The 13565-nt window shown below is 64.3% G+C and carries 12 protein-coding genes; 3 read left to right on the forward strand and 9 right to left on the reverse strand.

The window, feature by feature from the left end; translation table 11 throughout:
• The first annotated feature begins 46 nt into the window (after window positions 1–46).
• The 3 genes from NKI99_RS12785 to NKI99_RS12795 all read left to right on the forward strand — a co-directional run bounded on the left by NKI99_RS12785 (window position 47) and on the right by NKI99_RS12795 (window position 3674).
• Window positions 47–1585 (forward strand): sugar ABC transporter ATP-binding protein, encoded by a 1539-nt coding sequence (locus tag NKI99_RS12785; protein WP_352611049.1) that lies wholly within the window; start codon window positions 47–49, stop codon window positions 1583–1585.
• Window positions 1586–1642: 57 nt separating this feature from the next.
• Entirely contained in the window at window positions 1643–2638 is a 996-nt protein-coding gene (locus tag NKI99_RS12790) for an ABC transporter permease (protein ID WP_352611008.1), read from the forward strand.
• Between the two features lie 136 nt (window positions 2639–2774).
• Complete coding sequence (locus NKI99_RS12795; RefSeq protein WP_352440540.1) at window positions 2775–3674, forward strand: aldose 1-epimerase; 900 nt, start codon at window positions 2775–2777, stop codon at window positions 3672–3674.
• A gap of 1 nt (window position 3675) precedes the next feature.
• Here the strand turns inward: NKI99_RS12795 and phnN are convergent, their stop codons facing one another.
• The 9 genes from phnN to NKI99_RS12840 form a co-directional block, all read right to left on the reverse strand.
• Window positions 3676–4305 carry a phosphonate metabolism protein/1,5-bisphosphokinase (PRPP-forming) PhnN gene (gene phnN, locus NKI99_RS12800; protein WP_352440539.1) on the reverse strand — a complete coding sequence of 210 codons (630 nt, stop codon included), beginning with the start codon at window positions 4303–4305 and terminating at the stop codon, window positions 3676–3678.
• Window positions 4302–5441 (reverse strand): alpha-D-ribose 1-methylphosphonate 5-triphosphate diphosphatase, encoded by a 1140-nt coding sequence (locus NKI99_RS12805; protein ID WP_352440538.1) that lies wholly within the window; start codon window positions 5439–5441, stop codon window positions 4302–4304. The genes phnN and NKI99_RS12805 overlap by 4 nt, the downstream gene beginning before the upstream one ends.
• Before the next feature lie 13 nt (window positions 5442–5454).
• On the reverse strand, window positions 5455–6162 hold the full coding sequence (locus tag NKI99_RS12810) for a DUF1045 domain-containing protein (RefSeq protein WP_352440537.1): 708 nt from the start codon (window positions 6160–6162) through the stop codon (window positions 5455–5457).
• 153 nt (window positions 6163–6315) lie between these two features.
• The gene (gene iolB, locus NKI99_RS12815) at window positions 6316–7128 is read right to left on the reverse strand and encodes a 5-deoxy-glucuronate isomerase (RefSeq protein WP_352440536.1); all 813 of its coding nucleotides are present in this window, start codon (window positions 7126–7128) and stop codon (window positions 6316–6318) included.
• A 210-nt stretch (window positions 7129–7338) separates the two neighbouring features.
• The gene (locus tag NKI99_RS12820; protein WP_023810667.1) at window positions 7339–7551 is read right to left on the reverse strand and encodes a DUF3329 domain-containing protein; all 213 of its coding nucleotides are present in this window, start codon (window positions 7549–7551) and stop codon (window positions 7339–7341) included.
• 58 nt (window positions 7552–7609) lie between these two features.
• Complete coding sequence (iolE, locus tag NKI99_RS12825; RefSeq protein ID WP_352611011.1) at window positions 7610–8527, reverse strand: myo-inosose-2 dehydratase; 918 nt, start codon at window positions 8525–8527, stop codon at window positions 7610–7612.
• Between the two features lie 119 nt (window positions 8528–8646).
• Window positions 8647–10497, reverse strand: coding sequence for a 3D-(3,5/4)-trihydroxycyclohexane-1,2-dione acylhydrolase (decyclizing) (gene iolD, locus NKI99_RS12830; RefSeq protein ID WP_352611013.1), 1851 nt, complete (start codon window positions 10495–10497; stop codon window positions 8647–8649).
• 33 nt (window positions 10498–10530) lie between these two features.
• Window positions 10531–12465, reverse strand: coding sequence for a bifunctional 5-dehydro-2-deoxygluconokinase/5-dehydro-2-deoxyphosphogluconate aldolase (locus tag NKI99_RS12835; protein WP_352611015.1), 1935 nt, complete (start codon window positions 12463–12465; stop codon window positions 10531–10533).
• A gap of 140 nt (window positions 12466–12605) precedes the next feature.
• Complete coding sequence (locus tag NKI99_RS12840; RefSeq protein ID WP_352611050.1) at window positions 12606–13451, reverse strand: MurR/RpiR family transcriptional regulator; 846 nt, start codon at window positions 13449–13451, stop codon at window positions 12606–12608.
• Between the last annotated feature and the right edge of the window lie 114 nt (window positions 13452–13565).

Here is a 13565-nt window from a genome sequence, read left to right on the forward strand (position 1 = left end):
CAGAGATCATGCTCAGAAATTGGCCCGCCAATCGCTGTCAGGCATGATGAATTATTCCGACACATCCATCGCAGCAACGACGCCGTTCCTCAGCCTCGAGAACGTGCGCAAGACCTATCCGGGCGTCGTCGCGCTCGACGGCTTCTCCATGGAGGTCAGGCCGGGCGAGGTCATCGGCCTTGTCGGCGAAAACGGCGCCGGCAAATCGACCTTGATGAAGATTCTCGGCGGCGTCACCACGCCGGACAGCGGCACGATCACCGTCGACGGCACCGCGCATGACAGGCTCTCCGTCGAAGGCAGCCTGGGTTCGGGCATCGCCTTCGTCCACCAGGAACTCAACCTGTTCGACAATCTCGATGTCGCCGCCAACATCTTCTTCGGCCGCGAGCCGTTGCGCGCCGGGCCGCTCAAGCTCGTCGACCGCGCCAAGCTGCGCACCATGGTGGCGCCGCTGTTGAAGCGCGTCGGCGCCAATTTTTCCGCCGACACGCCGGTTGCGACCCTGTCTCTGGCCCAGCAGCAGATGGTCGAGATCGCCAAGGCGCTGTCGATCGAGGCAAGGCTGGTCATCCTCGACGAGCCGACATCGAGCCTGCCGCTCGCCGAGACCGACAAATTGCTCGACGTCATCAAGGCGCTGAAGGCCGACGGCATCAGCGTCATCTTCATTTCGCACCGCCTGCACGAGGTCGAGCGCGTCGCCGACCGCGTCGTCGTGCTGCGCGACGGCATGCTGGCCGGCACCTTGCCGAAAAGCGACATCGGCCACGACCAGATGGTCAAGCTGATGATCGGCCGCATGCTGAAGGAGCGCGAAAAGGCCTCGGAAGCGGCGCGTGCGCCCGGCGCCACGGCGCTTGCGGCCAAGGCCATCCGCACGCCTGCCTATCCCGGCCGGCCGGTCGACCTCGACGTCAGGCGCGGCGAAATCCTCGGGCTTGCCGGCCTTGTCGGTTCCGGCCGCACCGAACTGGCGCGGGTGTTCTTCGGCATCGACTCGAAGCTCGGCGGCGCGCTCGAACTCGACGGCAAGCCGCTCGCGCTGGCTTCCGCGGCCGACGCCGTCGCGCATGGCATCTTCCTGGTGCCGGAAGACCGCAAGCTCACCGGCATCCTGCTCGACCTGTCGATCGCGCAGAACATTTCCTTGCCCAATCTGCCCGCGCATGCGCGCCGCTCCCTGGTGTCCTCAAGCGCCGAGACCGCCACCGCCGAGAAGCAAAAGAAAGATCTCGGCATCAAGGCGCCTTCGGTGCAGACGCGCACCGGCACGCTGTCGGGCGGCAACCAGCAGAAGGTCGTGCTCGGCAAGTGGCTGGCCATGAATCCGAAGGTGATGATTTTGGACGAGCCTACGCGCGGCATCGACATCGGCGCCAAGGCGGAAATCTATGGCCTGATGCGCGCATTGGCCGACGCCGGCGTCGCCGTGCTGATGATCTCCTCGGACATGGAAGAGGTGATCGGCGTGTCCGACCGCATCGCCGTCATGCATGAGGGCCAGATCTCGGGCATTCTCGACAAGGACCGGTTCAGCCAGGAAAACGTGCTGCTGCTGGCGGTGGGCAAGCAGCCGAAATAGTTGTTGCCACGGGCCGCGCAAACGCGATCCGCTCAGGCAGGCATTGGGGAGAAGACGATGAGCAAGAAAGATCTCGGCCTGCTGATCCTGATCCTGGTGGTCGGGGCGATCGTTGCGATCATCAATCCGCGCTTCCTGCTGCCGATCAACCTTGCCAACACCTCGAACCTGATCGGCCTGTTCGGCATCCTGTCGATCGGCCAGGCCTTCGTCATCATCACCGGCGGCATCGAATTGTCGGTCGGCTCGGTAGTCGCGCTGCTTGGCACGCTGTTCATCGACTTCATCGCCGTGCGTGGCATGGAATGGCCGCTGGCCTTCGTGCTCATCCTGGTGCTTGGCGCCATCATCGGCCTGGCGCATGGCTGGCTGATCACAAGGCTCAAGCTGCAGCCCTTCGTCGTCACCCTGTGCGGCCTGCTGATCTACCGCGGCGTCGCCCGCTTCTACACCGCCGACGGCACCGCGGGTTTTGCCTTCGGCCAGAATTTCCCCGACCTCGAATTCCTCACCGCCGGGCGCTCCTGGGGCGTGCCGAACAGCTTCATCGCGCTGATCGTTATTTCGATCGTCATGTGGGTGGTGCTGCACCGCTCGGTGTTCGGCCGCTATCTCTACGCCATCGGCAAGAACGAGGAGGCGGCGAAATATTCGGGCATCCGCACCGGCCGTGTCGTCATCGCCGCCTATGTCATCTGCGGCGTGCTGACGGCGCTTTCGGCGATCTATTTCGCCATGTACACGCGCTCGATCTCACCGGCCAGCCACGGCCAGTTCTACGAACTCTACGCCATCGCCGCAGCCGTGCTCGGCGGCTTCTCGCTGCGCGGCGGTGAAGGCTCGCTGATCGGCGTCATCCTCGGCACGGTGCTGCTGCAGGAGTTGCAGAACCTCGTCAATCTGCTCGGCATCCCGTCCTCGCTCAACTTCGCGGTGATGGGCGGCGTCATCCTCATCGGTGTGCTGGTCGACCAGCAATGGGGCGTGTTCCGGGAACGGCGGCTGATGGTCGACGCCACGCGCAAGAGCGCTTCCGGCGCGGCCGCGGAATAATCGCCCTGCCAAGACGCGCCGCGCGTTTGTCGGCGCCTGGCGGCATGAATGAAATGGTTGCGGCCTTGCCGCCCTTCTGCGATTGCGGGACGTCTCCACATCATGCCGGATGTCGGTGGCGGACGAGTGGCAAGCCATGAGAGCGAAACCTGAACTGTTGATGTTGAGGGCAGGGGCGCTTGAAGCCGAACTGGCGCCGCAAATCGGCGGCAGCGTGAGCGCGCTGCGCTGGCGCGGCATCGATCTCCTGCGCCGGCTTTCGGACGGGGATCGCGATACCGGCAATGTGCTTGGCGTGGCCATGTTTCCAATGACACCCTACGCCAATCGCATCGCCGGAAATGCCTTCATGTTCGGAGGGAAACGCTGGCAGGTCCAGCCGAACAATCTCCCCGAAACAATCAATGTGCATGGCAGCGGCTGGAAGCATCCCTGGACTGTCATCGACGCGACCGCCGACAGCGCCGGATTGTCACTCGAAATTACCGCCGGTCCCGAGCCTTATTCCTATCGCGCGACGCAGGTTTTCGAAGCTTCCGATGAAAGCCTCGCGGTCCGAATGACGATCACCAACACCGGGCCGGTTTCGATGCCGTTCGGGTTCGGACTGCATCCCTGGTTCGACCGCGACCCGGACGTGACGCTGCGGTTCAACGCCACGCGGTTCTATCTGGAAGAACCGCAAGGCATTGCCGGCGATCCGATCACGCTTGCCCCCGAGCTCGACTTCGCCGATGGCCGGCCTTTGCCGGGCGGCTGGCGCAACAATGATTATGGCGGCTGGAGCGGCGAGGCCGAGATCCGCTTCCCGACACGCGGCGTCGGGCTGCGCATCAAGGCCGATCCGATGTTCAAGCACCTGATGCTTTATGCCGATCCTGCGAAACCGTATTTCTGCGTCGAGCCGCAAACGAATGCCTCCGGTGCTTTCAACCGGGGCCGGTGGGACGATCCGGAGGAAGGCGTGATCGTGCTGGCCCCTGGCGAAAGTGCTGCCGGCACCGTCTTGTTCATGCCTTTTGCGCTTGAAGGCTAGCCTAGATCAGGCCCGATATGTCGGAAAAGGCCATCGCCTTGCGCAGCACCTCGGCAAAACGCTTGCCGGCGGCTTCGCGTGGGCCGCTGTTGTCGATCGAGGTGACGCCGGGCCCGGACAGAGTGACATTGGCGCTGCGCGCCAGTCGCGCCAGCACCTCGCCGCGTGACTCGCGGCCGCGCATCGCCAGACGCTCTGCCAGCACGTCGGGAGAGGCGGTGATCTCGACGATGGCCAGATTGGCATAGCGTTCGCGCAAGGAGGGGATGATCGCGCGCGACACATTGGCGACAGCGACACGGCCATTGGCGACGGACCAGTCGACATCGGCGGGGATGCCGTAGCGCAAGCCGTGCGCTTCCCAGGAGATGGCGAAGGCGCCATCGGCTTCGGCCTCGACGAAGGCGGCGTCGGCCAGCGTGTCGTGGTCCTCGCTGGCGACATCGCTCGGCCTGGTGATGACGCGGCGGACGAACTCCAGCCTTGTCTCATCGGCAAAGCGGGCGCGGGCGTAGCCGATCACTGTGTCCTTGCCGGCGCCGCTTGGGCCGACGACGGCGACGAAAACGCCATCGCGGATCGGAAACGTCTCGGCCGACAATTCCCGCTCGATCGATGCCGACACCATCATGCGACCCGGCTTCCCTGCCGCCACACGGTGCGCACCACCGGGACATGGTCGTCGACGCGCACGCGCACCAGATCGGCGCGGCGGCCCTGTTCGATGACGCCGCGGTCGGTCAGGCCAATCGCATCGGCCGGGTTCTTCGAGACCATGGCGACGGCCTGCGGCAGGGAAATGCCTTCGACGACATCGCCGAGGAAGAACGCCGACTGGATCAGGCTGAAGGGAATATAGTCGGATGACAAGATGTCGAGCAGGCCGTCGCCGGCCAGCGTGCGGGCCGAGACATTGCCCGAATGCGAGGCGCCGCGCATGACGTTGGGCGCGCCCATCAGCACGCCCATCCCGGCCTCTTTCGAGGCCTTGGCGGCCTCTTCCGTGGTCGGGAATTCGGCGACGCGCACGCCCTGTTCGATCGCCTCGTCGACATGGCCTGATGTGGCGTCGTCGTGGCTGGCCAGCACGATGCCGCGCTCCTGGCAGGCGGCTGATATCACCGCCCGGTTCGGCGCTGAATTGCGCGCCGATTCGGCCATCCGCTTTTCGCAGAACAGCTTGAAATCGCGATCGGTCAGCTTCAGCTTGCGCTGGTAATAGTAGGCATAGGTCTCGAGATTGACGAACTGGCGCTGGCCTGGCGCATGGTCCATCAGCGATGCCAGTCTGACCCGCTCGTCGCCATCGAAATTGGCGAAAGCCCTGAGGCAGTCCGGTGCCGAAACCTCGCAGCGCAGGTGGATGAAATGGTCGGCGCGCAGACGGTCCTGCTTCACACTGTCCTCGATCGCGTCGGCCAGCTTGCGGATGTCGGCCGATGTCAGGTCGGCGTCTTCGTCCATGCCGACGCGCAAGGCGTCGAGCACGGTGGTGATGCCGGCGGTCGCCACCTGCGCGTCATGGGCGAGCACGGCGGCGATCGGATTCCAGCGCACCTTGGGCCGCGGCGCGTAGTGGCCTTCGAGATGGTCGGTGTGCAATTCGACCAGCCCGGGAATGACATAGTCGCCGCCCATATCCTCGCCGATGCGGCTGATGCCGGATTCGATGCCGGCGATAAAGCCGTCGCGCAGCACCAGCGAACCCTCGACGATCTCGTCGGCAAGCACGATGCGGGCATTGTGGAGAACAGTCTCGGCGGTCATTTCAGGCAGTCCTTCAGGCGGTTTTTCTGGCCGGGCGGCGCCCGAGCGCGTGATGCGAGAGCACCATGAACGGTGCACCCGGTTCGGTTTCGACAAACAAGGTCAGCGCATCCACCAGCACCTTCTGTTGCAGCACTTCCGCGAACAGGCTGTCGATCGCTGCGCGCAAACGAGGGCTTTCCTGTGACCCCGCCCGGCCGGACAGCGTCATGTGGAAGCGAAAGGTTTCGAAGACATAGGGGTAACCCCATTGGCAGAGATTGCGGAACTCGGCCGGCTTCAGCGAATCCGGGCTGCGCCGCTCGATTTCCGCCTCGCTCAGCGGTGCGCGAAACCGGTCGAAATCGCGCACCACGTCATCGGCGAACCGGTTGAGCGCAGGCACTGGCCCTTCCGGCACCAGTGCGAAGAAGCCGTCGATCTGGCTCACGACGAGACGCGGGATGGTCACCGCCGGCGTCGCCTCGGCGAATTGGTCGAGTGCGGCGCGCAGCGAGGCTTCCGTCTCGGTGGCAGCCAGGCGGAAGGGGGCTTTCAGCGTTGCGTGAAAGCCATAACGGCGCGCCGAAGCGGTGTGGAAAGCGACTTCCGCCGCCGACAGGTCTGCCACCGCTTCGACCGGCCTCGTCGCGGCGCCAAACGGGTCGCGGCCGAGCCAGTCGGCGGCGATCCGCGCCAGTGGCTCGTCCTGCCGGGGGGTGAAATAGAGGGCGTAGCGCATGGAAAGTCCTTGTCAGCTTCGCTGCCATAGGTGATTTCCATGACGAATTGACGAAGCCTTGCTGGCTTTCAGGTAACAAAACGCTGCGGCGGGGTCATTAGCCGACGATTTTTTCGTGCTGGACCAGGGAGCGAGTGCTCACGCAGCGACCGGTCAGGCCTTCATCAGCCATTCATGCTCAGGCGCATTGTGGAATTTCCACGTCCGCTTCGGTCCGGCCATGACGTTGAGATAATAGAGGTCATAGCCGTGGCAGGCGGCGCAGGGGTGATAACCCCCGGGCACCAGCACGACATCGCCATCCTCGATCGCCATGGCTTCGTCGAGCGCGCGATGGCCGTTCTTGTCGGCATCGGTGTAGACGCGCTGGAAGGCAAAGCCCTGCGGCGGGTTGAGACGGTGATAGTAGGTTTCCTCAAGATAGGATTCAGCGGGCAGATTGTCCTGGTCGTGCTTGTGCGGCGGGTAGCTCGACGTGTGGCCGCCAGGCGTGATGACCTCGACCACCAGCAGCGAATCGGCCGGCTTGCCCTCCGGCAATATGTTGGTGACGTAGCGCGTGTTGGTGCCCTTGCCGCGCACCTCCTGGCCGAGATCGTCCGGTGCGATCACCCGCGCCGGCAGGCCGCCGCCAAGGCCCGGCGCCGAGCAGACGGCAAGTTCCAGCTCGGTATCCGCCGTCACCGACCAGTCGGAGCCTTGCGGAATGTAGACCGACCACGGCTTGCCCTCGAAGGGCGACATGCGCCCGCCGAGCAGACCGAGCTCCTTGCCGCCGGCCTTGGCCTTGCCCTTGCCGGTGACGAACACCAGGCAGACTTCGCGATCCTCCGTCTTGCCGGAGACGCTCTCGCCCGGCTTCAGCCGATGCAGGTCGAAACCGACATAGGTCCAGCCGGCGCTTTTCGGCGTCACATGGGCGACGCGGCCAAGGCCTTTGTCGGCTTTGACGAGCAGCTTCGACATTTCTTGTCTCCTATTCCAGTGGCCTGACGGTTGCAGGCCTGTAAAGCCAAGTCGTTTGTTTGAAAGGACCATCGCAAACGTTCGGAAATTGGCCGGCGCCCTTCCAACTTCGTCATCCTAGGGTCTGCGCCGCGTCGCTGCGCTCCTTGCTCCGCCCTAGGATGACGAAGTTAGAAGCACTGCAAGCCAATCGCCAACGCATGCGATCAGTCACTCCTTCGGTTCGGCCTCGGCCTTCGCCTCGTCGGCCGGTTTATAGAGATAAAAAAACTGCCAGACGGCGTAGCCGGCGAAGCCGAGCGCGATCATGCCCCAGAACGGCGTGCCGGTGGCGAACTCGATGATCGACCAGATGACGCAGACCGCGACGATGGCGACGCGCCGCCACAAAGGCCGGAAGAAGGGGTGTTCGGAATCTTTCATCGGGCCAATCTACAGCAATCGGCCTCGCCGGGAACCCGTCGCACCAGCCATTGGAAAACTAGACATTTGGAAAGCCTTGCGTCTCGACCGTATAGCCGGCGGCGGTCATGACGCGCATCAATTCCTTGTAGCCAACCTGCGCCATCCTGAGTGGCGGGTTCTTCTTCGGGTCCTGCTCCGCCTCGACCACGAACCAGCCCTCATAGCCATGGTCGGCGAAGCGCTGCACGATGGCGCCGAAATCCAGCGAACCATCGCCCGGCACGGTGAAGGCGCCCAGCGCCACCGCGTCGAGGAAGGATTGTTTGGTGCGATCGAGCTTTTCGATCACCCCCATGCGAACGTCCTTCACATGCACATGGCTGATCCGGGTATGATGGTTGTCGATAGCGCGCAGCACGTTGCCGCCGGCGAATGCCAGATGTCCAGCATCGAGCAGCAGGGGAATGCCGGCTCCGGAATAGCGCATGAAGGCATCGAGTTCCGGCTCGGTCTCGACCACTGCCGCCATATGGTGGTGGTAGGAGAGCGGCATGCCTTGCTCGGCGCACCATTCGCCAAATTCGGTGAGCCGCCTGGCATAAGCCTTCATCTCGTCATCCGACAGCTTCGGCTTGGTGGCCAGCGGCTTCGAGCGGTCGCCCTGGATCGAGCGGCCGACCTCGCCATAGACGATGCAAGGCGCATTCACCGCCTTGAACAGGTCGATCATCGGCTGGATGCGATCCTTGTTGTCGGCCATCTCCCCATCGACCAGCGTGCCCGAGAACCAGCCGCCGCACAGCGTGACGTCGGCGGCCTTCAGGATCGGCAGCATGATTTCGGGATCATTGGGAAAACGCCGGCCCATCTCCATGCCGGTGAAGCCGGCCGAGCGCGACTGGCGCAGGCATTCTTCCAGCGACACGTCATCGCTGAGTTCCGCAAGATCGTCGTTCCACCACGCAATGGGGGACATGCCCAGTTTGGCTTTCAAGTCGTCACTCCAGTTCAGTTCGTATTCACCCCCTTGTGGGGGTCCGAAGGACGGGCGAGACCGTTGCTCGCCCCGGCAAGTCGCTGCGAAGCAGCGGGGTAGGGGTGGCAGCGCCTATATCAATCGCCGACGGTCTGCATCTTCCGCTTCTCGTCATACGCCTTGCGCGCCGCGTTGACCTGCGGCCGTACAGACACTTCCGGCACCGCCACGTCCCACCAATGGCCCCCGGCATCGGTGGAAACCAGCGGGTCGGTGTCGATGACCAGCACGGTGGTGCGGTTGTTCTTCTTTGCCTTCTCCAGCGCGTTTTCCAGCCCGGCGATCGACGGCACCTTCTCGGCGATCGCCCCCATGCTCGCCGCATGCGCGGCAAAGTCGATGTCGGGCAGCACCTCGTGGCGCGAGTCCTTGAGGAGGTTGTTGAAGTTGGCGCCGCCGGTCGCCATCTGCAGCCGGTTGATGCAGCCATAGCCGCGGTTGTCGAGCAGCACGATGGTGAGCTTGAGGCCGAGCATCACCGAGGTGGCGATTTCGGAGTTCATCATCAGGTAGGAGCCGTCGCCGATCATGACGACGATCTCCTCGCCGGGCTTCGCCATCTTGGCTCCGAGCCCGCCGGCAATCTCGTAGCCCATGGTCGAGAAGCCATATTCGCCATGATACGATCCGGGCGCGCCCGCCTGCCAGAGTTTGTGCAGTTCGCCCGGCAACCCGCCGGAGGCATTCAGCAGTGTCACATTGGTGCCCATGGCGCGCTGCACGGCGCCGATCACCTGCGCGTCGGACGGGTAGGCCGCATTGGTCGACGCCGTCACCTTGGCCGCCTCGGCCTGCCAGGCCTTCTTGCCGGTGGCCGCATTGTCGGTCCAGGTGGAAGGTGCCTTCCAGCCGTTCAGCGCAGCACCGAGTTCAGCCAGGCCCTCGGCCGCATCGGCCACCAATGGTAGGGCGCGGTGCTTGCCGGCGTCGAAGGGCTGCACGTTGAGCCCGATGATGGTCTTGCCCGAATTCTTGAACAGCGCCCACGAACCAGTGGTGAAATCCTGCAGGCGCGTGCCGATGGCCAGCACGACATCGGCGTCCTCAGCCAGCCGGTTGGCGGCAGAAGTGCCGGTGACGCCGACCGCCGCCATGTTGAGCGGATGGTCGTCCGGCAGCGAGGATTTGCCGCCTTGCGTCTCGCAGACCGGGATGCCGGCGCTCTCGGCGAATTTCGCCAGTTCGTCCGACGCCTGCGAATAGAGGACACCGCCGCCGGCGATCACCAGCGGCTTTTTTGCGCCCTCTAGCGCCGCGACCGCGGCGGCAAGCTCATGGCGATCCGGGCGCGGCCGGCGCTGGTGCCAGACCCGCTCGGCAAAGAAACTCTCGGGGTAGTCGTAGGCCTCGGCCTGCACGTCCTGGCACAGAGACAGCGTCACCGGGCCGCATTCGGCCGGATCGGTCAGCACTTGCATGGCGCGGCTGAGCGCAGGAATGATCTGCTCCGGCCGGGTGATGCGGTCGAAATAGCGCGAAACCGGACGGAAGCAGTCATTGACCGTCGCCGTGCCGTCAGAAAAGTCCTCGGCCTGCTGCAGCACCGGGTCGGGAATGCGGTTCGCGAAGACGTCGCCCGGCAAAAACAGGACGGGCAACCTGTTTACATGGGCGAGCGCCGCCGCCGTCACCATGTTGAGCGCGCCGGGGCCGATCGAAGAGGTCGCGGCCATGAAGCGGCGGCGGAAATTGGCCTTGCCATAGGCGATCGCCGCATGCGCCATCGCCTGTTCATTGTGGGCGCGGAAGGTCGGCAATTCGTCGCGCAGCTGATAGAGCGCCTCGCCGATGCCGGCGACATTGCCGTGGCCGAAGATCGCCCATACGCCGCCGAAGATGGGGACTTTGCTACCGTCGATCTCGGTCATCTGGCGCGACAGGAAGCGGGTCAGCGCCTGCGCCATTGTCAGGCGGATTGTCTTGCTCATGGTGTTTTCCTCCGCAGTCCTATTCGCGCCTTCTTATGCCGCCTTGCGGCCGCGCGCGGCAAGCCACGCATCCGTCAACTGTCCGAAGCGAGACGCCATGTCGGCGATTGCCTCGTCATCAGACATTCTGCCGGCCAGCCATTGTTCGGCCGCATGGACGAAGATGGTGCGGCCGACGGCAAAGCCCTTGACGATGGGTGCCTTGGCGGTGGCGGCGAACGCCGCTTCCAGCTCGTCCTGCGGCGCCTCCAGGCCAAGCAGCACGACGCCGCGGCACCACGGGTCGTGCTTCAGGATGACGGCCTCGATCTTCGCCCAGGCGCCGCTCGACGCCTGCGGCTCGAGCTTCCACCAGTCCGGCTTGATGCCGAGCGCATAGAGTTCCTCCAACGCGCGCGGGATCGTCGTCTCGTCGAGCTTGCCATGCTTGCCGGCAATGATCTCGACGAGAAGTTCCCTGCCGACCTTCCGCGCGCCTTCGAACAGGGCGCGCAGTTTCTGCTGCTGTTCGTCTTTCAGCGCCGCCGGATCGTCGGGGTGATAGAAGCACAGGCATTTGATGCAATGGTCGACCGGCCATTCGACAAGCTGCGAGCCGATGTCCTGCGAGAATTCGAAGCGCAGCGGCCGCGAACCCGGCAGCTCCACCGGCCGCCCGAGCCAGGCGAAGGAATGCCTGGCGAATTCGAACATAGCCTTGCGGCCGTGTTTCTCGTCGATCAGCATGCCGTAGCCGTCGCGGCCGGCGGCGACCTTCGCTGCCGCCTTGACTGCCAGCACCTTGAAGTCTTCGATCCGGGCCGGATCGGCGCCGGCCTTCGCCGCCACATCCTCCAGCTGCACGCGGTGGTCGCAGGCAAGCGCCATCAGCGACGGGATGTCACGCCGGCGCGTCGTCGCCCAATGGATGTGGTTGATCGCCTTGTCCTTGCGCAACGCCAGATGCTTGCTGCCGTGTTTGAGGAAGAACCGCAGTTCTTCGAAGGTCGGATATTCCGGCGCGCAGAGCAGCCGCGACACGGCGAAGGCGCCGCAGGCGTTGGCCCAGGTCGCCGCTGTCGCATGATCTTCGCCACCCAGCCAGCCGCGCAGGAAACCGGACATGAAGGCGTCGCCGGCGCCCAGCACATTGTAGATCTCGATCGGGAAGCCCTTGCCGACGACACCGTCCTCGAGATCGTCGCTGATCGGTCCGTCATAGACGATGCAGCCCATGGCGCCGCGCTTAAGGACGATGGTGGCGGCCGACAGCGAGCGGATCGTCTTCAAGGCGCTCAGGCAATCGTCGGCGCCCGACGCGATCATGATCTCTTCCTCGGTACCGACGATGAGGTCGCAGTCGGGCAGCACCGTCTTCAACTGTGCCGAGACCCGGTCCGATTTCACATAGCGCTCGAACCCTTCGGCATGGCCGGCAAGGCCCCACAGGTTCGGCCGGTAGTCGATGTCGAACACCACCTTGCCGCCCTTGGCCTTCATGATGCGGATCGCCTTGCGCTGCGCGGCATCGCTGTTGGGCCTGGAAAAATGCGTGCCGGTGACGACGATCGAGCGCGCCGAGGCGATGAAGGCCTGGTCGATGTCTTCCGGCGCCAGCGCCATGTCGGCGCAATCGGAGCGGTAGAAGATCATCGGCGAAACGCCTTCGTCCTCGACCGACAGCAGCACCAAAGCGGTCAGCCGCTCCTTGTCGGTCTTCAGGCCGTCGACATTGACGCCTTCACGCGTCAGCTGCTCGCGGATGAAGCGGCCCATCTGCTCGTCGCCGACGCGGGTGAGCAGCGCCGAGCGCAGGCCGAGCCTGGCGGTGCCGACAGAGATATTGGCCGGGCAACCGCCGACCGACTTGGCGAAGGAGGTGATGTCCTCCAGCCGCGAGCCGATCTGCTGCCCATAAAGGTCTACGGAAGCGCGACCGATGGTGATGACGTCGAGCGGCGCGTATTCAGCGTCCACGGCTTCGCTCATTGGAACCTCCCGTCGGCCTTGTTGTGTTGGGGTACACGCGCGAGCGGCAGCGTGGCGCCGGGAATATGAAATAATAATTCCAATCCATAGTCAATATGGAATGAGCGTTCCTTCGGGGAAAAGTACCTTTCGGCGGTGGATCAGGCCTTGCGCTTCCGACCCGTGTCGCGTCGCTTCTCGCCGACGCCGACGGTCAGCGCCATGGCCAGCGCCATTGTCGCCGACAGCGAGCGGAAGCCGGCGAAATCGGCCTCGGCAACCTCGAACCAGACCTTGGCGAACTGGGCGAGCGGGGAAAACGAGCTGTCGGTGATGGCGACGATCGGCACGCCCTGTTCCGAAATACTGCGCGCCTCCTCGATGGTGGCAGGCGCATAGGGCGAGAAGGAGATGGCGATGACGGCATCCGCCGGCGTTGCGAAGCCGATCATCTCGGCATTCAGCCCGGCCGCCGATTCGATCAACTGGTTGCGGATCTTCAGCTTGCCCAGCGCATAGGCGATGTAGGACGCCACCGGATAGGAGCGGCGCTTGGCCAGCACGTAGATGGTTTCCGCCTTTGCCAGCAGGGAAATAGCATCTTCCAGATGCGCTTCGTCCAGCGTGCGCGAAACGTCGTTGAGCGAGGTGCTGGCCGCGGCGACGAAGCCGTCGAAGATCGCCCGATGGCCGGCGCCGCCCTCTGCCTTGGCGCGCAACGCCTGCAGCCTTTCGTCATAGGATGAGTTGCGCTCGCGCAGCCGTTCGCGAAACACCTGCTGCAGGCTGGTGAAACCATCGAAGCCAAGCTGCTGGGCAAATCGGATCAGGGTTGAAGGCTGCACACCGGCCGAAGCGGCGATGCTGGCGGCCGTGCCGAAGGCGATATCGTCGGGATTGTCGAGCGCATGGGCAGCGATCTGGGCGATGCGCTTCGGCAGGCTTTCGCGCCGCTCCAGGATGGTGGTGCGCAGCGTCTCGAAATCGCGAGGTACCCGTTCGTCCATCGTCGCTGTGTCCAAGCTCATGCGTGAAGCGTCCCTCTCTGCATCATCATAGCGAGCCTGCGCAAGAACGCCATAAAAAATGGGGCAGACATTCCATTTCGGATGAAAATGGAC

Source organism: Mesorhizobium sp. M0239, assembly GCF_040321815.1.
Taxonomy (GTDB): domain Bacteria; phylum Pseudomonadota; class Alphaproteobacteria; order Rhizobiales; family Rhizobiaceae; genus Mesorhizobium.

Excerpts from the sequence above, each read along its gene's own strand:
- NKI99_RS12795 (WP_352440540.1), top strand. The coding sequence starts at position 2,775 with ATGAGAGCGAAACCTGAACTGTTGATGTTGAGGGCAGGGGCGCTTGAA.
- NKI99_RS12785 (WP_352611049.1), top strand. The coding sequence starts at position 47 with ATGAATTATTCCGACACATCCATCGCAGCAACGACGCCGTTCCTCAGC.
- iolD (WP_352611013.1), bottom strand. The coding sequence starts at position 10,497 with ATGAGCAAGACAATCCGCCTGACAATGGCGCAGGCGCTGACCCGCTTC.
- NKI99_RS12810 (WP_352440537.1), bottom strand. The coding sequence starts at position 6,162 with ATGCGCTACGCCCTCTATTTCACCCCCCGGCAGGACGAGCCACTGGCG.
- iolB (WP_352440536.1), bottom strand. The coding sequence starts at position 7,128 with ATGTCGAAGCTGCTCGTCAAAGCCGACAAAGGCCTTGGCCGCGTCGCC.
- phnN (WP_352440539.1), bottom strand. The coding sequence starts at position 4,305 with ATGATGGTGTCGGCATCGATCGAGCGGGAATTGTCGGCCGAGACGTTT.
- NKI99_RS12840 (WP_352611050.1), bottom strand. The coding sequence starts at position 13,451 with ATGGACGAACGGGTACCTCGCGATTTCGAGACGCTGCGCACCACCATC.
- NKI99_RS12820 (WP_023810667.1), bottom strand. The coding sequence starts at position 7,551 with ATGAAAGATTCCGAACACCCCTTCTTCCGGCCTTTGTGGCGGCGCGTC.
- NKI99_RS12790 (WP_352611008.1), top strand. The coding sequence starts at position 1,643 with ATGAGCAAGAAAGATCTCGGCCTGCTGATCCTGATCCTGGTGGTCGGG.
- NKI99_RS12835 (WP_352611015.1), bottom strand. The coding sequence starts at position 12,465 with ATGAGCGAAGCCGTGGACGCTGAATACGCGCCGCTCGACGTCATCACC.
- NKI99_RS12805 (WP_352440538.1), bottom strand. The coding sequence starts at position 5,441 with ATGACCGCCGAGACTGTTCTCCACAATGCCCGCATCGTGCTTGCCGAC.